Genomic DNA, 25,566 nt, shown 5'->3' with positions numbered 1-25,566 from the left:
ATTCCTTGGGAAACCGCGTCCGATCAACGCCTCAGGCCACGGAAATCCAACTTGGCCCAAAAATTGCTTTTTTATCGGGTTTGGTCAAGCGGAACTGTGCCGCCATGGTGAATTTCTGCCCGTTCCGCCGTCAGAGGCTGAAATTGTCACCGAGATAGAGCCGGCGCACTTCGGGATTGTTGACGATGTCGTTGGCGCGGCCGTGGGTCAGCACTTCCCCGGCATGGATGATATAGGCGCGGTCGATCAGGCCCAGCGTCTCGCGCACATTATGGTCGGTGATGAGAACACCGATGCCGCGGGCCGTCAGGTGGTGGACGAGATTCTGAATGTCGGCGACCGAGATCGGGTCGACGCCGGCGAAGGGCTCGTCGAGCAGCATGAAGGTCGGGTCGGTGGCAAGGGCGCGGGCGATTTCCAGGCGGCGGCGTTCACCGCCCGAGAGGGCGACGGCGGCACTCTTGCGCAGCTTCTGGATATGGAATTCCTCCAGAAGCTCGTTCAGCTTCTGCTCGCGCTCGGCCTTGTCCTTCACGTGCACTTCGAGGACGGCGCGGATGTTCTCCTCCACCGTCAGCCCGCGGAAGATCGAGGCTTCCTGCGGCAGATAGCCGACGCCGAGGCGCGAGCGGCGGTACATCGGCATGGTCGTGACTTCGTTTCCGTCGATCTCGATCGTGCCTTCATCCACCGGCACGAGGCCGGTGATCATGTAGAAACAGGTGGTCTTGCCGGCGCCGTTCGGGCCGAGCAGGCCGACGGCCTCGCCACGGCGCACCACCAGCGAAACGCCGTTGACGACGCGACGCGTCGCATAGGTCTTCGTCAGACCACGTGCGATCAGCGTTCCCTGATAGCGGCTCTTGTCGGCGGCACCCGAGGCTTGCGGCTCAGGTTTGCCGAACATGGTGGATAGCGATGATAATTTCACGTGGGAGGCCGGTTTCAGTTCTGCTTCTGCTGCTGCGATTTCGGATCGAGCTGAATCTGGACACGCCCGCCGCAGCTTTCAAGCTCCGCCTGGCCGGTTTGCATGTGAACCGTCAGCTTACAGCCGGTGAAAACGTTCGGCCCGTCCGACAATATGACTTTATTTCCCTCATCCGCCGTAAGGATGAATGTCTGCGAGGCCATGTCGAAATTACCGTCATCGGCGGTCGCCGTCTGGGTGCCCGAGACCAAGTAGACCTTGTCCGTCACCAGGATCTTGTCGATATCGGCGCTTCCGGATGCAAGCGAGGCCGACTGCTGCGGTTGCGCGGCGGGCTGGCTCCCATCGGCGGCCGGCTTTGCCGCCTTGTCCTTGTAGTAGACAGTCATCTTGCCCGACTGCATGGTCGTCGTCCCCTGGACGACCTTGACGTTGCCGGTGAACAAAGCAGTGTGTTCCTGATCGTGGATTTCGAGCTTGTCGCTTTCGATCTGGATCGGCTGGTCGTTGGAAAGCTTCATGCCCGGCATCGAGGCCGTCGCCTGCTGCGCGCCAGCGCCGGAGGCCGTCAGAATAAGGGCAAATGCGCCGGCAATGAGTGCCAGGCCAGTCTTGCAAATGGAAATGCGACAATCTTTTGTCATAGGTGACCCGGCTGGTTAAGTGCCCTGTTTATGGATGGTGGTGGGATCGACATTCATGCGAACATTCCCCTCGAATGTGATCACGCGCCCCTTATCGGTGATCTGAAGCGTGTTCGCAACTATGGAGGCATTGTCCTTGGTGATGGTGACGGGATCGTCGCTGCGCATGTTTCCGCCCTTGATGTCGAGATGGGCGGACTGGAATTTCGCATTGAGACCGCTGCTCAGCACCAGGGTGAAGGGGGTCGTCATATGCAGATTGTCGGTGGCGCGATTATAGTCGGCGGTCGAGGCGACGACACGGGCGATCAGCCCGTCATTCATCGGCACGGCAGCCTTGATGGTTTCAAGTGTGATGAGATCGGGATCGCGGATATCCTGCAGCGCCCTTTCGGCAAGCATGGAATAATTGATGCCGTCGGAATTGCGTCCCGAGATCGCCGGCTTTTCCATCACGACCTTGCCGTTTTCGATCTTGGCGCCTTCGATCTTGATATTTTCGGGCAGGTAAGTGCGGATCACCGACACCGCAATGAAGGCGAAAGAGACGATCAGGGCTGCCGCAGGCAGCAGGACCTTCAGCCGCCGCACGCGAGCAGAATGGAACAACGCATCGCCATAGGGGGTCTTGCCGGACCCCGCAAAAGCGGCGCTTCCGTTGTTCTTCAGGGTATCGAGCATATGCCTCGTCCATGTGCGGTGATCGCCGCGCCTTCGTAACAAAGCCGGCCGCCAATCACAGTTCGTTTCGCATTATTACATTGGCTTGCCAATATGGAATTTTTTCTGCAACAAGCAAGAAAACGGAAAAGCATCAAAAAGTGGCATTCGTACGTGCCGCTGCCACCCTATTTCACCGGACCCATCGGCGGATGCCGAAACCGGAGCCCAGCGCTGGAGGTTTTCATGGACAGTTCGATCATTGCGGATCGGCGGCGGCTGCGCCGCAAGCTCGGATTCTGGCGCATCGTCGCGGTCGCCCTGATCGTGGGGCTTGGTTTCGCCTTCTATCAATTTGCTCTCGGCGACGCCGGAACGGCGCGCCCGCATGTCGCCCATGTGACAATATCGGGGCTGATCGTCGATGACGACGAGCTTCTCGAGCGATTGAAGAAGATCGAGGCCGACAACCAGGTCAAGGCGGTGGTGGTTTCGATCTCCTCGCCCGGCGGCACGACCTATGGCGGCGAAAAGATCTTCAAGGCGATCCGGGCGATTGCGGCCAAGAAGCCCGTCGTCTCCGACGTGCGCACGCTTGCCGCCTCCGCCGGCTACATGGTCGCAACCGCCGGCGACACGATCATTGCCGGCGACAGCTCGATCACCGGCTCGATCGGCGTCATCTTCCAATATCCGCAGATCCAGCCGCTGCTCGACAAGATCGGCGTATCGCTGCAGGAGATCAAATCCTCGCCGCTGAAGGCCGAGCCCTCGCCCTTCCACGAGGCGAGCGAGGAAGCGAAGTCGATGATCCGCAACATGGTGCTCGACAGTTATAACTGGTTCGTCGATCTGGTGGCCGACCGGCGCAAATTGCCGCGGGATGAGGTGCTGAAGCTCGCCGACGGCACGATCTACACCGGCCGGCAGGCGCTGAAGGTGAAACTCGTCGATACGATCGGCGGCGAAGCGGAAATCCGCGCCTATCTCACATCGCGCGGCATCGACAGCGAGCTGCCGATGGTGGATTGGGACAAGAAGAGCAATACGCCCTTTCTGCTCGCGGGGGCTGTTTCGCGGTTGATTACGATCTTCGGTTATGATGATCTCGTCAAAGGCCAGGATCTCAATGGAATCCTGCCCCCAAAGTTGCTTCTTGACGGGCTGCTTTCAGTTTGGCAGGTTGGCCGCGATTGATAAGAAATCAATAATTTAAGGGGGCGACTGTGATCAAGTCCGAATTGGTGCAGATTGTTGCGGCACGCAACCCGCATCTCTATCATCGCGACGTCGAGAATATCGTCAACGCGGTTCTCGACGAGATCACCGATGCACTGGCTGCGGGTAACCGCGTCGAATTGCGCGGCTTCGGCGCCTTTTCCGTGAAGAACCGCCCTTCCCGTTCCGGCCGCAACCCGCGCACCGGCGATACCGTCTTCGTCGAGGAAAAGTGGGTTCCTTTCTTCAAGACCGGCAAGGAACTGCGCGAGCGGCTGAACCCCGGCCAGGCCGACGAAGAGGATTGAGCGGCGCGAACTGCCTGCGGCGAAACCGCACTTGAACTTGAAGGCCGTTTTCCTATTCTGCTAGAGCATGTCGCGCAAAGGTGTGCAGCGGTTTGTGACATGCGTAAAAACAAAGGCCTAAAGCGCAAGGCGCGAATCTGAAAGATCGCGGCTCGCTTTGGCGCATCGGCCCGAAAAGACCGGCGCAAATCCAGCATGTGGAGACCTGAAATGGCCAAGAAGATCGTCAACCTTTTGATTTTGTTGCCGCTCGGCGTCATTCTCATTGTCTTCTGCGTCGCCAACCGGCAGAGCGTCACGCTCGCCTTCAATCCGTTTAGGCCCGAAGACCAGGTGCTTGCGGTTTCCGCACCCTTCTTCGTCTTCCTGTTCATCGCGCTGATCACAGGCATGCTCGTCGGTTCGGCCGCCACCTGGTTCGGCCAGGGCAAACACCGCAAGCGCGCCCGCACCGAGGCCAAGGAAGCCATCCACTGGCAGGGCGAAGCCGACCGCCACAAGAATCGCGCCGAGGAAATTGCCGGGCAATTGCCGTCGCGCTAAACCATCCAATATTTCAGACAGCGGTTCTGCCGGTCATCAGGCCGGAACGAAGCTCAGCTCCTCATAATCGCCTTCCGGCGACGCGCCGTTGCCGGTGACCTCGAAACCATGGGAGAGGTAGAAGGCCTTTGCCCGCCGGTTTTTCACCAGGCATTTCAGGCGGTATTTGTGTCGCGGCCATTCCGGCAGCGCCCGCAAGAGCGCCGTGCCAGCGCCGCAGCCCTGAAATTCCGGGCGTATATACAGCATGTGAATGAAATCATCCGCCGGCCAGAGCGAGAGAAAGCCCGCCACGCCGCCATCCGCATGCTCGCAGACGAAGATCGTCTCGCCATTGGTATGGGCGGCGAAATCCTCGCGATGGAATTTGCCGGGATCGACCCAGACGAATGTTTCGCGGCGTACGGACAGATAGATCTCCGCGAGCGCTTCCTGGTCTTCCGCCCGCGGCGGCCTGATGGTCCATGTCATGATTCCGGCTTAAACCAAGCCTCTGGCCGCGCCAAGCCGTGACGTCAGTCCGCCGCCATTTTGGCGACGACGGCGGCATTGAAATCCGAAAAGAAACCCTCGGCGAGTCTGTGCGAGGTGGAATCGAGCAGGCGGGCGCCGAGCCCTGCGAGCCTGCCGCCGAGTTCGGCCCCGGCGCGGTAGTGCAGGATCGTCTCGGCACCGCTCTCCTCGAGCACGACATCCGCACTGCCTTTGGCAAAACCGGCAAGGCCGCCCTTGCCTTCGGCAGACAGCGTGTAGCTTTTCGGCGCATCGACATTGGAAAGCGTCAGCAGTCCGTGGAAGGTGGCCGACAGCAGACTGAACTTGACCTTGATCGTCGCCTCGAAGGTTTCCGGCGACAGCCGCTCGATATTTTGACAGCCGGGGATGCAGACGCGCATGATCTCGGGATCGTTGAGCGCCGCCCAGACGACATCCCGCGGCGCGGCGATGCGTTCTTCGCCGGTGAAATCCATTCGACAGCCCCATCTCCGATTCGCTCAATCTTATCCCAACGGCAAAGCGCTTTGCCAAGGCGGAAGGGAATGTTATCTGCCTGGCTTCATCTGGAGCAGGGATTGTGATGAGCGACGAGTTGAAGCCCTGGAGCGTGACGGCGAGCCGCATCACCTATGAGGATCGCTGGATCAGGCTTCGCAGCGACGACTGCCTGACCGCCGATGGAACCGTCATCGCCCCGTTCCATGTGCTCGATTACCCTGATTGGATCAATGTCATCCCGCTGATGCCGGACGGGCGCGTATTGCTGACGCGGGAATACCGGCATGGCCGCGGCGAGATCGTGCTCGGCCTCGTCGCTGGTGGCGTGGAACGTGGTGACATGGAGGCCGGTGATGCGGCGATGGCTGCGGCGCGGCGCGAACTGCGGGAAGAGACCGGCTACGAAGCCTCGACTTTCGTCAGGCTGCTCACTTCCTATCCGAATGCCGCCAACCACAGCAACGTGGTCACAAGCTGGCTGGCGCTCGGCCTGAACAGAGCAGGCGAACCCAGTTTCGACCCCGGCGAGAAGGCCGACATGCTGTTTGCCGATCTCGGGGACATCCTCGCCGATCTACGGTCCGGCGCCGTCATTATGCAGTCGATGCATGTCGCAGCGCTTTATTCGGCAGAAAGCTGGCTCCGCATGCAGGGACGCGAGGGCTTGAAATAAAGGCCGGGCCGGGAGAACCTGCTTCGGGGCTTGGTCGGCGCAGTTGATCCGGCGCGGTCTTCTGGGCTAGAGGACGAAAACCCCATGAAGACACCTCGACAGAGACGCGGAAGAGCACGTTGAAACAAAGAGAACGCCGGCCGGGCCAGAAGAAGACATCGGGTCCCGCCGGTGAAAGCCGCAGGGACGATCGGGCCGGCCGGCCGGCGAAGCCCGTCGCGCGGCCTGCGGCCGCACGCGAGGCGGTGCGCGAAGCTGCGGCACCAGCCGCGATTTCGCGCCCTCTCATGACGCGCAGCGGCGAGCGCCCGGCTGAGCGCGTGCCGGTTATTCTCGAATCGCTCGGGGCCGGCGACTTCCACCTGATCGACAGCGGCAACGGCCAGAAGCTGGAGCAATACGGTCCCTATCGCATCATCCGCCCCGAGGCCCAGGCGCTGTGGCAGCCTTCGCTGCCACCGCATGTCTGGGAAAAGGTCGATGCCGTCTTCACCGGCGATACCGACGAGGAAGGCACCGGCCGCTGGCGCTTCCCGAAGGAGGCGCTCGGCGAAACCTGGCCGCTCAACCTGCTCGGCGTCGATTTTCTCGGCCGCTTCACCTCCTTCCGTCATGTCGGCGTCTTTCCCGAACAGATCGTGCACTGGAGCTGGATGAAGGAGCAGGCCGAAACAGCCGGCCGGCCGCTGAAGGTGCTGAACCTCTTCGGCTATACCGGCGTCGCCTCGCTTGTCGCCGCCGCGGCGGGCGCCGAGGTTACCCATGTCGACGCATCGAAGAAGGCAATCGGCTGGGCGCGCGAAAACCAGGCGCTCGGGCGCATGGAGAAGCTGCCGATCCGCTGGATCTGCGAGGATGCGATGAAATTCATCCTGCGCGAGGAGCGCCGCGGCAGCCAGTACGACATCATCCTCACCGACCCGCCGAAATTCGGCCGCGGCCCGAACGGCGAGGTCTGGCATCTCTTCGAGCATCTGCCGCTGATGCTCGACATCTGCCGCGAGATTCTCTCGCCGAAGGCAGCCGGACTGGTGCTGACGGCCTATTCGATCCGCGCCAGCTTCTATTCGATCCACGAACTGATGCGCGAGACGATGCGCGGTGCGGGCGGCGTGGTCGAATCCGGCGAGCTGGTGATCCGCGAGGCAGGCGCCGACGGCAAGACGCAAGGCCGCGCGCTTTCCACCTCTCTCTTTTCCCGTTGGGTGCCGAAATGAGCAAGGACTTCCACGATCAGGGACCGCGCAGGGTCGGCCAGGTGAAAGAAGTCACCTCGCTCGCCAATCCCATCATCAAGGACATCAAGGCGCTGACGAACAAGAAGTCGCGGGAGGAAAGCGGGACTTTCCTGGCCGAGGGGCTGAAGCTCGTCATCGACGCGATCGAACTCGGCTGGACGATCCGCACGCTGGTCTATGCCAAGGCTGCCAAGGGCAAGCCGCTGGTCGAACAGATGGCGGCGAAAACAGTCGCCTCGGGCGGGCTGGTGCTCGAAGTCAGCGAAAAGGTGATCGCCTCGATCAGCCGCCGCGACAATCCGCAAATGGTCGTCGGCATCTTCGACCAGCGCTGGAAGCCGCTCAGGGATATCCGGCCGAAAGAGGGCGAGACATGGGTGGCGCTCGACCGCGTGCGCGACCCCGGCAATCTCGGCACCATCATCCGCACGGCCGATGCGGCCGGCGCTTCCGGCGTCATTCTGGTTGGCGAAGCGACCGATCCCTTCTCGCTCGAGACCGTGCGCGCCACCATGGGCTCGGTCTTCGCCGTTCCGGTGGCGCGGGCGACGCCGGAGGAATTCATCGCCTGGCGGAAATCGGCCGGCGTTTCCATCGTTGCGACGCATCTTGCCGGCGCGGTCGATTACCGCACGATCGACTACAGGAAGAAGCCGGTCGTATTGCTGATGGGCAACGAGCAGTCCGGCCTGCCGGACCAGCTGGCGAGGGAGGCCGACGCGCTCGCCCGCATTCCGCAGCAGGGCCGCGCCGATTCCCTGAACCTCGCCGTCGCCACCGCCGTCATGCTTTTCGAGGCGCGCCGCCATCTCCTCTCACTTGCCGAGGTCAAATGACCGAACAGACGCACGCACGCCCCGCGCTCTTTTCTCGCCCGGCGCCCATTCTTCTCTTCATCGTCATCGCCGTACTCATCGACCAAGCCGTCAAGATCGCCGTCGACCACTATCTGCCGCTGCAGGAAGCCGTTCCCGTCATTCCAATGCTGGCGCTCTACCGCACCTACAATCTCGGCGTCGCCTTTTCGATGCTGTCGGGCATGGACGGCTGGTTCATCGTCGGCATGCGGCTCGTCATCGTCGCCTTCGTCATCTGGCTGTGGTACCGCACGGAGAAGGATCGCTGGCTCGCGCATCTCGGCTATGCGCTGATCATCGCCGGTGCGATCGGCAATCTCGTCGACCGCTTCGCCTATGGCCATGTGATCGATTACATCCTCTTCCACACCGACAGCTGGTCTTTCGCGGTCTTCAACCTCGCCGACAGCTTCATCACCATCGGTGCGGGCTGCGTCATCCTCGACGAACTGCTGCTGCCGAAAAAGGCGAGCCGCTAAAATCTTATCGAATTCCTGAAGGCATTCGGAACGGCCCTCATGTTACCCAGATACCATGCACAACCTGGGACAGTTGCAGGAAAGATTGTCCGCCGCGTTCGGCGGAGCCGCCGCCAAGCCGCATGAGACGCGGCTGGAGGGCTCTCCCTCACGGCCGGACGCATCCGCATCTCAGCAAGCCGATGACGCCCGAAAGGGGCCTGCAGCCGCAAGGGTCCTGCTGTTCTATTGGCTGGGCGGGACCGGCCTTCTCACCGCGACGATCCTGATGCTGCTTGCCCATGCCGGCGATCCGCTGCTCCTTTCGGGCGGCCTCGTCGTTCTCGGCCTTGCCGTCATCGCCAGCTATGCGGTCCTGATGGTCCGCCGGCGCCGACCCGGGCAGCACAAGATGAAACCTCTGCCGGACTGGAACGACGGCGCGAAACTCTTTGCCGACGTGCACGACGTGCTCGGCGATATCACGGTCAGCCGCACCATGGACCGGCGCATCATCGGCGCCAACGATACTTTTCGCCGCCTGACCGGGCGGCCGCGTCCGGAAGGGCGGACCTGCGAGGAGATCGGAATCGCCTTTCGCCCCGGCCCGGTGCCGCACTGCTACGATGTCGAGATCTCGACGCCGGAGGGCCAGCGCATCTTCCTCTGGCGCGACGTCGTCACCCGCGATCCGGCAAACGGCCGCCTGCTGTTGCAGAGCGTTGCCCGCGATGTGACCGAGGAACGCCTCATCGCCCAGGCGCGTGAGGAAGCCCGGCAGAAGGCCGAATATAACAGCGCCGCCAAATCCAGGCTGCTTGCCACCGTCAGCCATGAGGTGCGCACGCCGCTTTCGGGCATTCTCGGCATGACGCATCTGATCGCGGAAACGCGGCTGACGCAGGAACAGCAGAATTATCTCGCGAACATACGCCAATCCGGCCATGCGCTGGCGCAGCTCGTCGATGACCTCCTTGACTTCTCCACCATCGAGGTCGGCCGCTTCGAGCTGCATCCGCGCTCGGAATCGCTGCGCAAACTCCTGGAAAGCGTCGTCGAGATGCTCGCCCACCGGGCGCATGAAAAGGGCATCGAGATCGGCGCGACGGTATCCTCCGACGTGCCCGAGAATATGAGCTTCGACCCGGCGCGGCTGCGCCAGGTGCTCTTCAACGTCATCGGCAACGCCGTGAAATTCACCCAGGCGGGCGGCGTCTTCATCCGCGTGTGGCTCGATGCCGGCAATCTGCTGATCACCGTGGCCGATACGGGTCCCGGCATGACGGCGGAGGAGCAGGCGCGCGTCTTCGGCGAGTTCGAGCAGGGCGGGACCGTCGCGGAGAAGAGCAGCGGCACCGGGCTCGGCCTTGCCATCTCCGCCCGCATCATGCGCGAATTCGGCGGCGCGCTGACGGTTGCCAGCGAAAAAGGCAAAGGCAGCGAATTCTCCATTCGCTTTCCCGTCGACATCGGCAGCGAGCGGCCGGACCGGCGAAACACGTTGCTTGCCGGCAACAGCGTCGTGCTGCTGGCACCTGCCGGGGCTGCGCGCGCTGCGATTGCCGAAACGATCACCGCGCTCGGCGGCCTCTGCCATCTCGTCAGCGACGGCGAGACGGCGCGTGCGACGCTGCTCGGCATGGCCAATGGCAGCCGGCGGCCGACCGATATCATCGTCGACCATCGCATGTCGGCGGAATTTTCCACCCATCTCGCCGACCGCGCCGAAATCGCCGCGCTCGGCCTGCGCAAGGTACTGCTCGTCAATCCGGAGGAGCGCAGCGCCCATCCGCTCGATCTCTTCGACGCCTGGCTCATCCGGCCGCTGCGCGAACAATCGCTGATCGACGTGCTGCGCGGGCGCATGCGCGGCATGGAGAAGCGCGACGCGCTGAACGACAACCAGCCGGGCTTCGGGCTTTCGGTGGCCGAGACGGTGATTGCGGCAAGCGGCCTCAGCATCCTGCTCGGCGAGGACGATCCGATCAATGCCACGCTGGTGCGTGTCATGCTCGAAAAGGGCGGGCATAAGGTGCGCCACGTCGAGGATTTCGAGACGCTGCTCGATTGCGCGCTCTACGAAGCAAGCGCCCGGCCCGATATCATCATCAGCGATCTCTCGATGCCGGGCGGCAACGGCATCGACATGCTGGGGCGGCTGCGCGGCCACGAACGGCGGCTCGATCTCGCCCCGGTTCCGGTGATCGTGCTGACGGCCGACAAGAGCGACGAATCGCGCCGCCAGGTCTTGCTGAACGGCGCCAACCGCGTCATGGTAAAGCCGGTCGATCCGGTGCGGCTGCTGACGGAAGTTCAGGCTGTCGCCGCGCTTTCCGCCCGTCGCGCAGAGGCGCGGTAAGGAGCTCGAGACCAGCCCACGCTTCTTGCGCCGGGAAATGCAATATGTCACTTTCCTGTCGTACAGAAGTGTTTTATGGCGTCGATAAGCCGGCAACGGGAGAATCGCCATGTCCTCCATCGACATCCTGAATCGTGACACTGCTGCGGAGGCTGCCCGACCCTCGACGGCTGCCGTGCAAAAGGACGGCGATATCCTCGGCCGCATCGGCAACCTGGAGACCCGCCTTGCCCGCACGGCACGCGAGATCGATGCCGCCCAGGCCGTCCGGTATCGCGTTTTCGTCAATGAAATGAAGGCGCAGCTGCCGCCGGAAGCGATGCGCCGCGAACGTGATTTCGATGCCTATGACGCTTTCTGCGACCATCTTCTCGTTCTCGACCGCTCGCTCGAGGGCGATCCGGAAGACCAGATCGTCGGTACCTACCGGCTGCTGCGCCAGGACGTCGCGCTTGCCAATGGCGGTTTTTACTCGGCTTCCGAATTCGAAATCGAGAGCCTGCTGGCCAAGCATCCGGACAAGCGTTTCATGGAACTCGGGCGGTCCTGCGTGCTGCCGGAATACCGGACCAAGCGCACCGTCGAGCTTCTGTGGCAGGGCAACTGGGCCTATGCGCTGAAGCACGGCATGAGCGCCATGTTCGGCTGCGCTTCCTTCCCTGGCGTCTATCTGGAAAGCCACGCGCTGGCGCTGTCCTTCCTCTATCACACTGTGTTGGCGAAGGACGAATGGGCGGTCGGCGCCCTGCCGCATCTCGCCCGCAACATGGACCTGATGCCGGTCGAGGCCGTCAATCCCAAGCGGGCGCTGATGGCTTTGCCGCCGCTCATCAAGGGTTATCTGCGCCTCGGCGCCATGGTCGGCTCCAACGCGGTTATCGACCACGCCTTCAACACGACAGACGTGCTGATCGTGCTGCCGATCTCCAGCATTTCGGACCGTTACCTGAACTATTACGGCGCCGACGCCGGCCGCTTCGCGAGCTGAAGCGTGTCGCGCAAAAGTGTGCGCGGTTTTGCGATAACGACACGTGTAAAAACAAAGATCTAAAGCACGGGAAGCGAATCTGAAAGATCGCGACGTGCTTTAGAGTTTTCCTGGTCTGATCGAAGCATTCAGTCCTGGCGGAAACCCGCCAGGACTTCCGATCGGCGCCTTATATATCGGATCGCCTTCTCGTGTCCGACGGGTTCTCTCCATAGGCCGCCCGATAGATCGCCGCGAAACGGCCAAAGTGGAAAAACCCCCACTTCAAACAGATATCCCGCAACGGCTGCCGGTTTGAAGGGTCGCGCAGATCCTCCCGGACCGCTTGCAGGCGGATCGTCCTGAGGTAAGCGGACGGCGTGGTTCCCTTGAAGGCGCGAAAACCGACTTCAAGAGCGCGAATGGAAATGCCTGTCGCCTCCGCGACACTATGCATTGTCAACGGCTGTGCGATGTTCGCTTGCATAAATTCAATTGCACGACGGACGTGGCGAGGCGCGATCAGGTGGATTTTCTTGTCGAGAAGATGCGAGAGCCGATGAGGAACCAACCGCACCACGAGATCGGCAAACGCCTGGATCAGATTCAACATGGCAATTGGCGAGTGAAGCAGCGGGCCGTTGTTGCGCATGCCGATGATCATCGTGTGCGCGAGATTGCCGATCATCTGTCCCGCTGCCGTGGACCGATCAACGACCGGCGCCAAGTCCATTGACCCGGTCAGCGGGGTCTCCAATACGGCGGCGACGGTCTGAGCCAAGATCGCCCAACTCAGACTGAGTGTGTCCGACCGGTGAGGCGCCGCCCTCACGGAAACCCGTTCTGGCTCGAGATTGTTCGTCAACAACAGCCGCCCCGGCGTAGCTTCGACCACAGTCCGGCCAAACGATACGTCGAGAGCCCCCGTGCGCGGAACGATGATTGCCAGCGTTTCCGGCGTTCCATGTGCCGTTCTTGCACCCCAGCCGCCGGAATCCTGGTTGCTGACCAGCGACAACCTCTCATCACCCCAAAACCCGACTTTCCATTCGAGTGGTTTGTCTCGACCATTCCGCCATGCGTCGAACGAACCGAACCCCTTGGTCAGAGCCTCGACCATATCGTCGAAGGTTGTGCCCTGAAACCGGGCGGTGAAATTCGGGGATGCATTTTCCGGCATGGGAATCCAAAAGGCTGATGAAATATCAATTTTATGCCGCGCGCACCGTATCAAAAGTATGACTTATCGGATGGACGCTTTCAACCATATCCTCGGCGAGTAAGCCACAAAAAGGCGCGCCCGGCCGACGTGCTGTCGGCCGGGCGCTAAATCCGAATCGGCAGAGGCGAGTTTACGAACCTGCCCCATAGGCAGCGATCGCCGCCATGTTGACGATGTCGCTGTCCTTGGCACCCATCGAGGTGATCTGCACCGCCTTGTCGAGGCCGACAAGGATCGGGCCGATCACTGTCGAGCCGCCGAGTTCCTGCAGCATCTTGGTCGAGATCGAGGCCGAGTGGAAGGCCGGCATGACGAGCACGTTGGCGGGGCCGGAAAGGCGGCAGAAGGGATATTGTTCCATCACCTTGCGGTTCAGCGCGACGTCGGCCGCCATCTCGCCGTCATATTCGAAATCGACGCGGCGCTTATCGAGGATCTTCACCGCCTCGCGCACCCGCTCGGAGCGTTCGCCCGAGGGATGGCCGAAGGTGGAATAGGCGAGCATCGCGACGCGCGGCTGATAGCCCATGCGGCGGGCGAGGCCGGCGGCCTCCTCGGCGATATCGGCAAGCTGCTCCGCTGTCGGCATGTCATGCACCGCCGTATCGGCAACGAAGACCGTGCGGCCGCGGCAGAGCGCCAGCGACACGCCGATGACGCGGTGGCCGGGCTTCTCGTCGATGCAGCGGCGCACATCCTCGAGGGCGGTCGAATAGTTGCGGGTGATGCCCGTGACCATGCCGTCGGCGTCACCCAACGCCACCATGGTGGCGGCAAAGTGGTTGCGGTCGTTGTGGATCAGGCGCTGGGCATCGCGATGGAGATAGCCGTGCCGCTGAAGCCTGGCATAGAGATAATCGATATAGGCCTCGACGCGGGTAGAGATGCGGGCATTGACGATCTCCAGGCCCGGCCGGTTAAGATCGATGCCGGCGCGTTCGGCCGTCGCACGTATCAGGTCTTCGCGGCCGAGCAGGATGGCGGTGCCGAGCTGCTGATTGGCGTAGGAGAGCGCAGCCCGCAGGACCTGCTCCTCCTCGGCTTCGGCAAAGACGATCCGCTTCGGGCGGCGGCGCACGCGCTCATAGAGGCTCGCGAGCGTCGAGGCGATCGGATCGCGGCGCGCCGAGAGTTCGCGGGCGTAACCCGCCATGTCGGTGATGACCTTGCGGGCGACGCCGGTTTCGATCGCGGCTTCAGCGACCGCGACCGGGATCGCCGAGATCAGTCGCGGGTCGAAGGGAACGGGGATGATGTATTGCGCCCCGAAACGTGGCCGGTTCCCCTGATAGGCGGCGACCACATCATCGGGCACGTCCTCGCGGGCAAGATTTGCCAAGGCCTTGACGGCTGCTATCTTCATTTCGTCGTTGATGGTCGAAGCGCGGACATCCAGCGCGCCGCGGAAAATATAGGGGAAGCCGAGGACGTTGTTGACCTGGTTCGGATAATCCGAGCGGCCCGTCGCCATGATGGCGTCGTCGCGGATGCGGGCCACCTCTTCCGGGGTGATTTCGGGATCGGGATTGGCCATGGCGAAGATGATCGGCCGATCGGCCATCGAGCGGATCATATCGGCCGAGAAGGCGCCCTTCTGAGACAGGCCGAAAATGACGTCCGCACCCTTCATCGCCTCTTCCAGCGTACGCGCATCGGTCTTTGCCGCATGCGCCGACTTCCACTGGTTCATGCCCTCGGTGCGGCCCTGGTAGATGACGCCCTTGGTATCGCAGAGGATGATATTGTCAGGCGCAAAACCCATCGCCTTGATGAGCTCGACGCAGGCAATCGCCGCCGCTCCCGCCCCGTTGCAGACGAGCTTCGTCGTCTTCAGGTCGCGGCCGGTCAGCTCCAGCGCGTTGATCAGGCCGGCGGCGGCGATGATTGCCGTTCCGTGCTGGTCGTCATGGAAGACGGGAATGTCCATCAGCTCGCGCAGGCGGCTTTCGATGACGAAGCAATCCGGCGCCTTGATGTCTTCCAGATTGATGCCGCCGAAGGACGGGCCGAGGAAGCGCACGCAGTTGATGAACTCGTCGACGTTTTCGGTATCGATCTCGAGGTCGATGGAATCGACGTCGGCAAAGCGCTTGAAGAGCACCGACTTGCCTTCCATGACCGGCTTGGAGGCGAGAGCACCCAGATTGCCGAGGCCGAGAATGGCAGTGCCGTTGGAAATGACGGCGACCATATTGCCGCGCGCCGTATAGTCGTAGGCCGTCTGCGGATCGGCGGCAATCGCCTTGACGGGGACGGCGACACCGGGGGAATAGGCGAGCGAGAGATCGCGCTGCGTCGCCATCGGCTTGGTCGGGTTGATCTCCAGCTTGCCGGGGCGGCCCATGGCGTGAAAATCGAGCGCCTCCTGGTCGGTCACCGAGGTCACCGGACGATCCTTCTTATCGATATCGGGCATATATCCTCCAACGTCCTGTGGGCGACGCTTTGCTCTTCCTCAAATGCTGTTGTCATCTATAGCGGCGGGCGGATAGGGTTGGCACCTGTTTTTTTGGGAAAAACTGCACCTCCGTGAACGCACGAATAGATACCGGGAACGAAGCCTTTTCGGCTGCCGAGCTTGCTACGGCGGAAAGCCGCGCCTCGGCCACGCCGATGATGGAGCAATATATAGAGATCAAGGCGAACAATCCGGATTCGCTTCTCTTCTACCGCATGGGCGACTTTTACGAGCTGTTCTTCGAGGACGCGCTGGAAGCCGCCCGCGCGCTCGGCATCACGCTGACGAAGCGCGGCCAGCACATGGGCCAGGACATTCCGATGTGCGGCGTTCCGGTGCACGCGGCCGACGATTATCTGCAGAAGCTGATTTCCCTCGGTTTCCGCGTCGCCGTCTGCGAGCAGATCGAGGATCCGGCCGAAGCCAAGAAACGCGGCGGCAAATCCGTCGTCAAGCGCGACGTCGTCCGCCTGGTCACGCCGGGCACGATCACCGAGGAAAAGCTGCTTTCGCCCTCGGAATCGAACTATCTAATGGCGCTGACCCGTATTCGCGGCGGGGCCGAACCGGCCCTTGCGCTTGCCTGGATCGATATCTCCACCGGCGTCTTCCGGCTGGCCGAGACGGAAGCATCGCGGCTGCTCGCCGATATTCTGCGCATCGATCCGCGCGAACTGATCCTACCCGACACGATCTTCCACGATCCGGAACTGAAGGCGGTCTTCGACGTGCTCGGCCGCACTGCCGTGCCGCAGCCAGCGGTACTCTTCGACAGCGCCAGCGCCGAGGGCCGGATCGCCCGTTACTTCGGCGTCGCCACGCTCGACGGCTTCGGCACCTTCTCGCGCGCCGAGCTTGCGGCCGCCGCCGCCGCCGTTGCCTATGTCGAGAAGACGCAGATCGCTGAGCGGCCGCCGCTCGGAAAGCCGGAGCGGGAAAGCGCGGCCTCGACGCTTTTCATCGACCCGGCCACGCGCGCCAATCTCGAGCTTGCCCGCACGCTTTCCGGCGATCGCAACGGCTCGCTGCTGAAGGCGATCGACCGGACCGTCACCGGCGGCGGCGCGCGGCTTCTCGCCGAACGGCTGATGTCGCCGCTCACCGATCCCGGCCGCATCAATGCCCGGCTCGATTCGATCGGCTTTCTGATCGACGAACCCTCGCTCTGCGGCAACCTGCGCGACACGCTGAAACACGTGCCTGATATGCCGCGGGCGCTCTCCCGCCTGGCGCTCGACCGCGGCGGCCCGCGCGATCTCTCGGCGATCCGCCAGGGCCTCGGCGCGGCCGCCGGTATCGCGGAGATGTTCGACAAGGCGATGCTGCCCGAAGAACTCGGCGAGGCGCTCGCCGGGCTACAGGCCCTTCCGGCGGCGCTCGAAAAGCTGCTTACCGAGACGCTTTCCGACGAATTGCCGCTCCTGAAGCGCGACGGCGGCTTCCTGCGCGACGGCGCCAATGCCGAACTCGACGGGGTCCGGGCGCTGCGCGACCAGTCGCGCCGTGTCATCGCCGGCCTGCAGCTGCAATATGCCGAGGAAACCGGTATAAGGTCGCTGAAGATCAAGCATAACAACATCCTCGGCTATTTCATCGAGGTGACCGCCGGCAATGCCGGGCCGATGACCGATACGGCCGAGGCAAAGGCCCGCTTCATCCACCGCCAGACGATGGCGAGTGCCATGCGCTTCACCACCACCGAGCTTGCCGTTCTCGAAAGCCGCATCGCCAATGCCGCCGACCGGGCGCTCGCAATCGAGCTCGAAGCCTTCGACAGGATGATGGCGGCCGTGGTGGCTGAAGCCGAGGCGATCAAATCGGGCGCGCGGGCGCTCGCCGTCATCGATGTCGCAGCGGGCCTTGCGCTTCTCGCCGAAGAGCAGGCCTATTGCCGGCCGCAGGTCGACGGCTCGAAGATGTTTGCGATCGAGGGCGGCCGCCATCCCGTGGTCGAGCAGGCGCTGCGACGGCAGGCGGGCGGCCCCTTCGTCGCCAACCATTGCGATCTCTCGCCGAAGGACGGCGACAAGGACGGCGCCATCTGGCTGCTGACCGGTCCCAATATGGGCGGTAAATCGACCTTCCTACGCCAGAACGCGCTGATCGCGATCCTGGCGCAGATGGGCTCGTTCGTGCCGGCGAGATCAGCCCATATCGGTGTCGTCGATCGGCTTTTCTCGCGTGTCGGCGCCTCCGACGACCTAGCGCGCGGGCGCTCGACCTTCATGGTCGAGATGGTGGAAACGGCTGCGATCCTCAACCAGGCAAGCGACCGCTCCCTCGTCATCCTCGACGAAATCGGCCGCGGCACGGCGACGTTCGACGGCCTGTCGATCGCCTGGGCTGCCGTCGAGCATTTGCACGAGGCCAACCGCTGCCGCGGCCTTTTCGCCACGCATTTCCACGAGCTGACGGTGCTTTCGGAAAAGCTTGGCCGGCTATCGAACGCCACGATGCGCGTCAAGGAATGGGACGGCGACGTCATTTTCCTGCACGAAGTCGGCCCGGGTGCGGCCGACCGCTCCTACGGCATCCAGGTCGCCCGCCTTGCCGGGCTTCCGGCCTCGGTCGTGGCGCGCGCCCGCGACGTCCTCATGCGGCTCGAGGATGCCGACCGCAAGAACCCGGCGAGCCAGCTGATCGACGACCTGCCGCTCTTCCAGGTGGCAGTGCGCCGCGAGGAGACGGCGCGCGGTCCGTCCAAGGTCGAGGAGACGCTGAAGGCGATGAGCCTTGACGACATGACGCCGCGCGAGGCGCTGGATGCGCTTTACGATCTCAAGAAGAAGCTGAAATAGGAGCGCGCCCATGTTCATGGAGAAGCTGGTTCGCGAAACGCAGCGCCTCTCGCTCATCTGCTCCATGCTCGACACGATGCGGCGCGCCGACAAGGACCGCAATGCGCGCGGCTGGACATCGCCGATCGGATTGCTGAAAATCACACGCTCCTGCGCTATGATATCCGAGCTCGCGACCTCGATCGCCATGGCAGGCTATCGCGAATGCGATAAGCAGACGCTCGAGGAGATCCTGAGCGAAACCCGGCAGGTGCTGTACGCGCTGCAAGCGCAGACCGCCGCTTGAGGCTTCTTGCGTCAAAGCGTCCCGCATCGCAGCATGGCAACACCATTTCGCCAAATTTAAAGGTTCATGCAGTATCAAGGCCCGTGTCATTCATCGGGCAAAGAGGCTATAGCGCATGCAAACGAAACAAGCGGAAAGCCCTGAACCGGCAGCCCGGAATGAACAGGAAACCGCCCCTGTGACAGCGATGCGCGACCTCGATTTCTCCCAGATCCTCGACGCCGAGCTCCTGCAGAAGCAGTGTGATGCCGTCGCCGAAGCCAATCGCAACCGGCCGGACGTGATGCGTGCAGATCTTCTCGCCGCGTTGAAGAAGGCAAGCGCGGAAGGCCGGCAGAAAGCGCGCGCCGCCCTTATGGCCGACGGCGGCGGGCTCAATTGCGCCTACCGGCTTTCCTGGCTGCAGGACCAGATCATTGCCGTCCTCTACAATTTCGCCATCACCCACGTCTTTCCGCAGCAGCGGGACAAATTCGCGGTCACCGCCGTCGGCGGCTACGGCCGCGACACGCTGGCGCCGGGCTCCGATATCGACCTACTGTTCCTCTTTCTGCCGCGGCCGGCGGACGAGACGCACAAGGCAGTCGAGTTCATGCTCTACGTGCTCTGGGACATGGGTTTCAAGGTCGGCCATGCCACCCGTACGGTGGATGAATGCATCGCGCTTTCGAAGTCCGACATGACGATCCGCACCGCCATTCTGGAGATGCGCTACATCTGCGGCCTGCATCGGCTGGAAACGGAGCTGGAGACCCGCTTCGACAAGGAAATCGTCACCGGCACCGGTCCTGAATTCATCGCCGCCAAGCTTGCCGAACGCGACGAACGCCATCGCAAGGCAGGCGACACGCGCTACCTCGTCGAACCGAACGTCAAGGAAGGCAAAGGCGGGCTTCGCGACCTGCACACGCTGTTCTGGATTTCGAAATATTATTATCACGTGCGCGATCAGGCGGAGCTGGTCAAGCTCGGCGTGCTCTCGAAGCACGAATACCGGCTGCTTGAGAAAGCCGACGATTTTCTCTGGGCCGTGCGCTGCCATATGCACTTCCTCACCGGCAAGGCCGAGGAGCGCCTGTCCTTCGATATCCAGCGCGAGATCGCCGAAGCCTTCGGCTACCACACCCGTCCCGGCCTTTCGGCGGTCGAGCGCTTCATGAAGCACTATTTCCTCGTCGCCAAGGACGTCGGCGATTTGACCCGCATTCTCTGCGCCGCATTGGAAGACCAGCAGGCGAAGTCGATCCCGGGCCTGACCGGCGTCATCAGCCGCTTCACCCACCGCAACCGCAAGATCGCCGGCAGCGTCGAATTCGTCGAAGACCGCGGCCGCATCGCGCTGGCCGACGCCGAGGTCTTCAAACGCGATCCGATCAGCATCATCCGGCTGTTCCACGTCGCCGACATCAACGGGCTGGAATTTCATCCGGATGCGCTGAAGCGCGTCACCCGTTCGCTGGCCCTGATCGACAACAAGCTCCGGGAAAACGACGAGGCGAACCGGCTCTTCATGTCGATCCTGACGTCGAAGCGCGATCCGGCGCTCATCCTGCGCCGCATGAACGAGGCCGGCGTGCTCGGCCGCTTCATCCCCGAATTCGGCAAGATCGTCGCGATGATGCAGTTCAACATGTATCACCACTATACGGTCGACGAACATCTGATACGCACCGTCGAGGTTCTCTCAGAGATCGACGGGGCGCGATCCGAGGATCTGCATCCGCTCGCCAACAAGCTGATGCCCAATATCGAGGACCGCGAGGCGCTTTATGTCGCCGTTCTGCTCCACGATATCGCCAAGGGCCGGCTGGAGGATCATTCGATCGCCGGCGCCCGCGTCGCCCGCAAGCTCTGCGCCCGCTTCGGCCTGTCGCAGAAGCAGACGGAGATCGTCGTCTGGCTGATCGAGGAACATCTGACGATGTCGATGGTGGCGCAGACCCGCGACCTCACCGACCGCAAGACGATCACGGATTTCGCCGACCGCGTGCAGTCGCTCGACCGGCTGAAAATGCTCTTGATCCTGACCATCTGCGATATCCGCGCCGTCGGGCCCGGCGTGTGGAACGGCTGGAAGGGCCAGCTTCTGCGCACGCTCTATTACGAAACCGAGCTGCTGCTCGCCGGCGGCTTTTCGGAAGTCTCCCGCAAGGAGCGGGCCAATGCGGCGGCCGACGCGCTACGCGCGGCACTTGCCGAGTGGAGCCAGAAGGACCGCAACACCTATACCAAGCTGCACTACCAGCCCTACCTGCTCTCCGTGCCGCTGGAAGACCAGCTCCGCCACGCCCATTTCATCCGTCAGGCGGACAAGGCAGGACAGGCCCTCGCCACCACGGTGCGGACCGACAGCTTCCACGCGATCACCGAGATTACCGTGCTGTCGCCCGACCATCCGCGCCTGCTCGCCGTCATCGCCGGGGCCTGTGCGGCGGCCGGCGCCAACATCGTGGATGCGCAGATCTTCACGACTTCGGACGGGCGCGCGCTCGACACGATCCATGTCAGCCGCGAATTCACCGACGATGCGGACGAGCTGCGCCGCGCGGCGACGATCGGGCGGATGATCGAGGACGTGCTGTCCGGCCGCAAGCGCCTGCCCGAGGTCATCGCCACGCGCACGCGCAACCGCAAGAAAAGCAAGGCCTTCGTTATTCCGCCGTCGGTCAACATCACCAACAGCCTGTCGAACAAATTCACGGTCATCGAGGTCGAATGCCTCGACCGGCCGGGACTGCTCTCGGAGATCACCGCCGTGCTCTCCGATCTGTCGCTCGACATCCAGTCGGCCCGCATCACCACCTTCGGCGAAAAGGTGATCGACACCTTCTATGTCACCGATCTTGTGGGACAGAAGATTTCCGGCGACAGCAAGCGCGCCAACATCACCGCCCGGATGAAGGCCGTCATGGCCGAGGAGGAGGACGAGCTGCGCGAGCGCATGCCCTCCGGCATCATCGCACCTGCCGCCACCGCCCGGACCTCTACACCCACCGACAAGAAAGCCGGTTCTCCCGCATGAGCCCCCAAGCATGAGCCTCGTCAAGAAATTCGCGACCGTCGGCGGCGCAACCCTCGGCAGCCGCATCTTCGGCTTCGCCCGTGAAACGCTGATGGCGGCAGCACTCGGCACCGGGCCGATGGCCGACGTCTTCTACGCCGCCTTCCGTTTTCCGAACCTCTTTCGCCGGCTGTTTGCCGAAGGCGCCTTCAATGCCGCCTTCGTGCCGCTCTTTGCCAAGGAGATCGAGGCGAACGGCACGGATGGGGCCAAGCGCTTTTCCGAAGAAGTCTTCGGCGTGCTCTTTTCGGTGCTGCTCCTCATCACCATCGTGATGGAGCTCTGCATGCCGCTCTTGGTGCGCTTCGTCATCGCGCCGGGTTTCGCCGACGACCCCGAGAAATTCTCGATCACGATCCGCATGGCGGCCGTGATGTTCCCCTATCTCATGTGTATGTCGCTGACGGCGATGATGAGCGGCATGCTGAATTCGCTGCATCATTTCTTCGCCGCCGCCATCGCCCCCGTCTTCTTGAACGTGGTGATGATCGGAGCGCTGTTCTATGCGCTCTATACCGGTGCCGACCCGCTGGCGACCGCCTGGTATCTTTCCTGGGGCGTGCTTGTCGCCGGCGTGCTGCAGCTCGCCGTCGTCTATGTCGGCGTGCTGGCGGCCGGCATGAGCATCGGCTTCCGCTTCCCGAAGATGACGCCGAACGTCAAGCGGCTGCTGATCCTCGCCGTGCCGGCCGCCGTCACCGGCGGCATCACCCAGATCAACCAGCTGATCGGCCAGGCGATCGCCTCCTCGCGCGACGGCGCGATCGCGGCGCTGCAATATGCCGACCGCATCTACCAGCTGCCGCTCGGCGTGGTCGGCGTCGCCGTCGGCGTGGTGCTGCTGCCGGAGCTTGCCCGGGCGCTGAAGGGCGGCGCGCTGCGCGAGGCGGCGAACCTGCAGAACCGCTCGATCGAATTCGTGCTGTTCCTGACGATCCCCGCCGCCTGCGCGCTCTGGATGCTCTCCGACGAGATCATCCGCGTGCTTTACGAACGCGGCGCCTTCCATCAGGAAAACACCGCCGTCGTCGGCGCCATCCTGGCGATCTACGGCATCGGCCTGCCTGCCTTCGTGCTGATCAAGGCGCTGCAGCCCGGCTTCTATGCCCGCGAGGACACCAAGACGCCAATGCGCTTCTCGGCGATTGCGGTTGCGACCAACTGCGCCACCGCGCTCACCCTCTTCCCTTATATGGGCGCGCCCGGCATTGCGGTCGCCGAAGCCACCGCCGGCTGGATCAGCACCGTGCTGCTGTTCACCACGCTTCTGCGCCGCGGCCATCTGACATGGGAATGGGCGCTGGCCAAGCGCGCCGCGCTGCTCGTCATCGCCGCTGCGGTCATGGGTGCGGCCATCGTCTTCCTGAAGCAATATTTCGCACCCTGGCTGGCGTCCGGCGCGCCGCTTCTGACCAAGATCGGCACGCTCGGGCTGCTGATTGCGATCAGCATGCTGATCTATTTCGCCGCCGCCTTCCTGATCGGCGGCGCCGATCTCGGCATGATCCGCCGCAATCTGAACCGAAAGCCGGCACCGGCAAAGGACGGCTAAAGCGCGACGCGATCTTTCAGATTCGCTGCCCGCGCTTTAGTTTTTCCCTTTCGCGCATGTCGTTATCGCAAAACCGCGGCACACTTTTGCGCGACATGCTTTAGCAATCAACCCATCGCCTCTGCGGGCCGACGTCGACATGAACGATGCCGTTGCAATAGCTGCCAATGCCGCCGATGCCGGGCGCGCTTCTTGCGGCGGCAATGATCGTGCGCTCGGAGAGGCCGGGAACCCTGATATCGGCGGCCAGGCATTTTCCATGCAGGGAGCCGTGGCGGCGCGGATGCGGCCGGTGGCCGGACGTGACGATCGGCCGGCGTCCCGTCTTTGCCGCGATATGGGACAGGATCGCCCTCAGGCGCGTGGGAAAACAGCCGGCGCGAACACTGACGGTCTGGACCGCATAGGCGAGGCGCGCCTCATGCTTGGGAAGATGAACGGCATGCCTTTTGGCGTCTTGACCGACGGCATTGGTTGCTGATTGTAGGGCGAAAAGGCCTGCCATGACGAGCAAACTGGCGTTCTGCATGGTCCCTCCGAGCGGTTGGCACGGCGGCCTGCGGGCCGCCAAACGTGCGCCCGGAGATTTTCAGTTCAATAAAAGCTTTTCTGTGAAATTTTATACTCAATTATAGCTAAATCAAATGATCAATTTGGCTTAAAATCTGGGGCTCAGCCGCCTCGAAATGGAATAAACGTCCAAATCCAGGAGATCATATGATGCAGTCGCTTTTTCTCGTCACTCTCGTCGTCGACGATTTCGACCGCGCCAAGGCCTTCTATTGCGATGCGCTTGGTTTCGATTGCCTTCAGGACGAGGCGCAGCCGGAGGGCAAGCGCTGGGTGGTGGTGAAGCCGAAGGGCGGGGATGGCGCGGCCTTTCTGCTGGCGCAGGCGGCAAACGATGCACAGCGGGCGGCGATCGGCAATCAGACGGGCGGCCGCGTGGGCTTCTTTCTGAAGACCGACGATTTCGCCCGCGATCATGCCGCAATGCTTGCGGCCGGAGTGCGCTTTCTGGAAGAGCCGAGGCATGAGGTTTACGGCACGGTGGCGGTCTTTGCGGATCCCTATGGCAACAGCTTCGACCTGATCCAGCATGCCGCAGCCTGAACCCCTTGATTGCGACGGGTTGCCCGTGCATAAGCCGCGGCGTTAACAACATGGGCGAAAAGCCCTGCTGCCATGCAGCAAACCAAAGCTGTGGGCCCTCCACCAGCCTATTGAGGACGACATGAGCGAATTCAAGAAACTCGTATTCTCCGGCGTGCAGCCGACCGGCAATCTGCATCTCGGCAACTATCTCGGCGCGATCCGCCGGTTCGTGGCGCTGCAGGAAGGCAACGACTGCATCTATTGCGTCGTCGACATGCATGCCCTCACCGCTCAGCTCGTCCACGAGGACATGCCGAGCCAGACGCGTTCGATCGCAGCCGCCTTCATCGCCGCCGGCATCGATCCGGAAAAACATATCGTCTTCAATCAATCGGCCGTGCCGCAGCATGCGGAGCTCGCCTGGATCTTCAACTGTGTCGCCCGCATCGGCTGGATGAACCGCATGACGCAGTTCAAGGACAAGGCCGGCAAGGACCGCGAGCAGGCTTCGCTCGGCCTCTACGCCTATCCGAGCCTGATGGCCGCCGACATCCTCGTCTATCGCGCCACCCACGTGCCTGTCGGCGAGGACCAGAAGCAGCATCTCGAGCTCGCCCGCGATATCGCGATGAAATTCAACCTCGATTATGCCGAGCATATTCGAAGGACCGGTTATGGCGTCGACATCACCGTCGGCGATGAGCCGGTGCATGCCTATTTCCCGATGGTGGAACCGCTGATCGGCGGACCGGCGCCGCGCGTCATGTCGTTGCGCGACGGCACCAAGAAAATGTCGAAATCGGACCCCTCCGACCTCTCGCGCATCAATCTGATGGACGACGAGGAGGCGATCTCGAAGAAGATCCGCAAGGCGAAGACCGATCCGGACGGCTTGCCGAGCGAGATCGATGGGCTGCAGGGCCGTCCCGAGGCGGATAATCTGGTGGCGATCTATGCAGCTCTCGCCGACAAGTCGAAGACCGAAGTGCTTGCCGAATTCGGCGGGCAGCAGTTCTCCGTCTTCAAGCCCGCGCTGGTCGATCTGGCGATCCATGTGCTTGCGCCGATCACCGGCGAGATGCGCCGGTTGATGGACGACACCAGCCATATCGACGCCATCCTGCGCAGGGGCGGAGAGCGCGCAAGGGAGCGCGCCGAAGTGACGATGAAGCAGGTGCGCGACGTCATCGGCTTCCTCTACTGAGGGTGCATCTCCTCTTCTCTCCGCTGGGGCAAGAGGAG

Annotated in this window: 23 protein-coding genes; 15 read left to right on the top strand and 8 right to left on the bottom strand. The window is 62.7% G+C overall.

Annotated features, from left to right (window positions below):
- Nucleotides 1–130 precede the first annotated feature (130 nt).
- The 3 genes from lptB to lptC are packed head-to-tail and all read right to left on the bottom strand — an operon-like array spanning nucleotide 131 to nucleotide 2,256.
- Nucleotides 131–907, bottom strand: a complete 777-nt coding sequence (gene lptB / locus ATY76_RS21050; RefSeq protein ID WP_088676648.1) for an LPS export ABC transporter ATP-binding protein — start codon at nucleotides 905–907, stop codon at nucleotides 131–133.
- 38 nt (nucleotides 908–945) lie between these two features.
- Nucleotides 946–1,575 (bottom strand): LptA/OstA family protein, encoded by a 630-nt coding sequence (locus ATY76_RS21045; protein ID WP_088676647.1) that lies wholly within the window; start codon nucleotides 1,573–1,575, stop codon nucleotides 946–948.
- A 15-nt stretch (nucleotides 1,576–1,590) separates the two neighbouring features.
- Entirely contained in the window at nucleotides 1,591–2,256 is a 666-nt protein-coding gene (gene lptC / locus ATY76_RS21040; protein WP_088676646.1) for an LPS export ABC transporter periplasmic protein LptC, read from the bottom strand.
- Nucleotides 2,257–2,481: 225 nt separating this feature from the next.
- Here lptC and sppA point away from each other — a divergent pair, with 225 nt between their 5' ends.
- The 3 genes from sppA (at nucleotide 2,482) to ATY76_RS21025 (ending at nucleotide 4,304) form a co-directional block, all read left to right on the top strand.
- Entirely contained in the window at nucleotides 2,482–3,432 is a 951-nt protein-coding gene (sppA, locus tag ATY76_RS21035; protein ID WP_088676645.1) for a signal peptide peptidase SppA, read from the top strand.
- 29 nt (nucleotides 3,433–3,461) lie between these two features.
- Entirely contained in the window at nucleotides 3,462–3,761 is a 300-nt protein-coding gene (locus tag ATY76_RS21030) for an integration host factor subunit beta (protein ID WP_003544934.1), read from the top strand.
- Nucleotides 3,762–3,971: 210 nt separating this feature from the next.
- Nucleotides 3,972–4,304, top strand: a complete 333-nt coding sequence (locus tag ATY76_RS21025; protein WP_088676644.1) for a DUF1049 domain-containing protein — start codon at nucleotides 3,972–3,974, stop codon at nucleotides 4,302–4,304.
- A gap of 36 nt (nucleotides 4,305–4,340) precedes the next feature.
- Here ATY76_RS21025 and ATY76_RS21020 read toward each other — a convergent pair whose 3' ends face one another.
- Both ATY76_RS21020 and ATY76_RS21015 read right to left on the bottom strand, forming a co-directional pair.
- On the bottom strand, nucleotides 4,341–4,775 hold the full coding sequence (locus ATY76_RS21020; RefSeq protein WP_088676643.1) for a GNAT family N-acetyltransferase: 435 nt from the start codon (nucleotides 4,773–4,775) through the stop codon (nucleotides 4,341–4,343).
- A gap of 44 nt (nucleotides 4,776–4,819) precedes the next feature.
- The gene (locus ATY76_RS21015) at nucleotides 4,820–5,275 is read right to left on the bottom strand and encodes a carbon monoxide dehydrogenase subunit G (protein ID WP_088676642.1); all 456 of its coding nucleotides are present in this window, start codon (nucleotides 5,273–5,275) and stop codon (nucleotides 4,820–4,822) included.
- A gap of 107 nt (nucleotides 5,276–5,382) precedes the next feature.
- Here ATY76_RS21015 and ATY76_RS21010 point away from each other — a divergent pair, with 107 nt between their 5' ends.
- The 6 genes from ATY76_RS21010 to ATY76_RS20985 all read left to right on the top strand — a co-directional run bounded on the left by ATY76_RS21010 (nucleotide 5,383) and on the right by ATY76_RS20985 (nucleotide 11,873).
- Nucleotides 5,383–5,973, top strand: a complete 591-nt coding sequence (locus ATY76_RS21010) for an NUDIX hydrolase (protein ID WP_088676641.1) — start codon at nucleotides 5,383–5,385, stop codon at nucleotides 5,971–5,973.
- A 119-nt stretch (nucleotides 5,974–6,092) separates the two neighbouring features.
- Entirely contained in the window at nucleotides 6,093–7,190 is a 1,098-nt protein-coding gene (locus ATY76_RS21005) for a class I SAM-dependent methyltransferase (protein ID WP_088676640.1), read from the top strand.
- Nucleotides 7,187–8,047, top strand: a complete 861-nt coding sequence (locus ATY76_RS21000) for an RNA methyltransferase (RefSeq protein WP_088676963.1) — start codon at nucleotides 7,187–7,189, stop codon at nucleotides 8,045–8,047. The genes ATY76_RS21005 and ATY76_RS21000 overlap by 4 nt, the downstream gene beginning before the upstream one ends.
- Nucleotides 8,044–8,547 carry a signal peptidase II gene (gene lspA / locus ATY76_RS20995; protein ID WP_088676639.1) on the top strand — a complete coding sequence of 168 codons (504 nt, stop codon included), beginning with the start codon at nucleotides 8,044–8,046 and terminating at the stop codon, nucleotides 8,545–8,547. Before ATY76_RS21000 ends, lspA begins: the two co-directional genes overlap by 4 nt.
- 55 nt (nucleotides 8,548–8,602) lie before the next feature.
- Complete coding sequence (locus ATY76_RS20990; RefSeq protein ID WP_088676638.1) at nucleotides 8,603–10,885, top strand: ATP-binding protein; 2,283 nt, start codon at nucleotides 8,603–8,605, stop codon at nucleotides 10,883–10,885.
- 109 nt (nucleotides 10,886–10,994) lie between these two features.
- Entirely contained in the window at nucleotides 10,995–11,873 is an 879-nt protein-coding gene (locus ATY76_RS20985; RefSeq protein ID WP_088676637.1) for a GNAT family N-acetyltransferase, read from the top strand.
- Between the two features lie 169 nt (nucleotides 11,874–12,042).
- Here the strand turns inward: ATY76_RS20985 and ATY76_RS20980 are convergent, their stop codons facing one another.
- Nucleotides 12,043–13,032 carry a helix-turn-helix transcriptional regulator gene (locus ATY76_RS20980; protein ID WP_088676636.1) on the bottom strand — a complete coding sequence of 330 codons (990 nt, stop codon included), beginning with the start codon at nucleotides 13,030–13,032 and terminating at the stop codon, nucleotides 12,043–12,045.
- A gap of 172 nt (nucleotides 13,033–13,204) precedes the next feature.
- Nucleotides 13,205–15,490, bottom strand: coding sequence for an NADP-dependent malic enzyme (locus ATY76_RS20975; RefSeq protein ID WP_088676635.1), 2,286 nt, complete (start codon nucleotides 15,488–15,490; stop codon nucleotides 13,205–13,207).
- A 113-nt stretch (nucleotides 15,491–15,603) separates the two neighbouring features.
- Here ATY76_RS20975 and mutS point away from each other — a divergent pair, with 113 nt between their 5' ends.
- The 4 genes from mutS to murJ all read left to right on the top strand — a co-directional run bounded on the left by mutS (nucleotide 15,604) and on the right by murJ (nucleotide 23,229).
- Complete coding sequence (gene mutS / locus ATY76_RS20970) at nucleotides 15,604–18,330, top strand: DNA mismatch repair protein MutS (RefSeq protein ID WP_088676634.1); 2,727 nt, start codon at nucleotides 15,604–15,606, stop codon at nucleotides 18,328–18,330.
- A gap of 10 nt (nucleotides 18,331–18,340) precedes the next feature.
- Nucleotides 18,341–18,616 carry a hypothetical protein gene (locus ATY76_RS20965; RefSeq protein ID WP_088676633.1) on the top strand — a complete coding sequence of 92 codons (276 nt, stop codon included), beginning with the start codon at nucleotides 18,341–18,343 and terminating at the stop codon, nucleotides 18,614–18,616.
- Nucleotides 18,617–18,731: 115 nt separating this feature from the next.
- Nucleotides 18,732–21,638 carry a [protein-PII] uridylyltransferase gene (locus tag ATY76_RS20960; RefSeq protein WP_088676632.1) on the top strand — a complete coding sequence of 969 codons (2,907 nt, stop codon included), beginning with the start codon at nucleotides 18,732–18,734 and terminating at the stop codon, nucleotides 21,636–21,638.
- 10 nt (nucleotides 21,639–21,648) lie between these two features.
- Complete coding sequence (gene murJ, locus ATY76_RS20955) at nucleotides 21,649–23,229, top strand: murein biosynthesis integral membrane protein MurJ (protein WP_088676631.1); 1,581 nt, start codon at nucleotides 21,649–21,651, stop codon at nucleotides 23,227–23,229.
- Between the two features lie 100 nt (nucleotides 23,230–23,329).
- Here the strand turns inward: murJ and ATY76_RS20950 are convergent, their stop codons facing one another.
- A complete protein-coding gene (locus ATY76_RS20950) occupies nucleotides 23,330–23,758 on the bottom strand; it encodes a D-Ala-D-Ala carboxypeptidase family metallohydrolase (RefSeq protein ID WP_088676630.1) in 429 nt (142 codons plus the stop codon).
- A 188-nt stretch (nucleotides 23,759–23,946) separates the two neighbouring features.
- Between ATY76_RS20950 and ATY76_RS20945 the strand changes: the two genes are divergently transcribed.
- Together ATY76_RS20945 and trpS are read left to right on the top strand one after the other, a co-directional pair.
- Nucleotides 23,947–24,342, top strand: a complete 396-nt coding sequence (locus ATY76_RS20945) for a VOC family protein (RefSeq protein ID WP_088676629.1) — start codon at nucleotides 23,947–23,949, stop codon at nucleotides 24,340–24,342.
- Between the two features lie 121 nt (nucleotides 24,343–24,463).
- Nucleotides 24,464–25,528 (top strand): tryptophan--tRNA ligase, encoded by a 1,065-nt coding sequence (gene trpS, locus ATY76_RS20940; RefSeq protein ID WP_088676628.1) that lies wholly within the window; start codon nucleotides 24,464–24,466, stop codon nucleotides 25,526–25,528.
- Nucleotides 25,529–25,566: the final 38 nt, after the last annotated feature.

It is taken from the genome of Rhizobium sp. R339 (assembly GCF_002211395.1).
Lineage (GTDB): Bacteria > Pseudomonadota > Alphaproteobacteria > Rhizobiales > Rhizobiaceae > Rhizobium.
The sequence above is the reverse complement of the archived record's forward strand: the minus strand, read 5'-3'. Positions and strand labels throughout refer to the sequence as shown.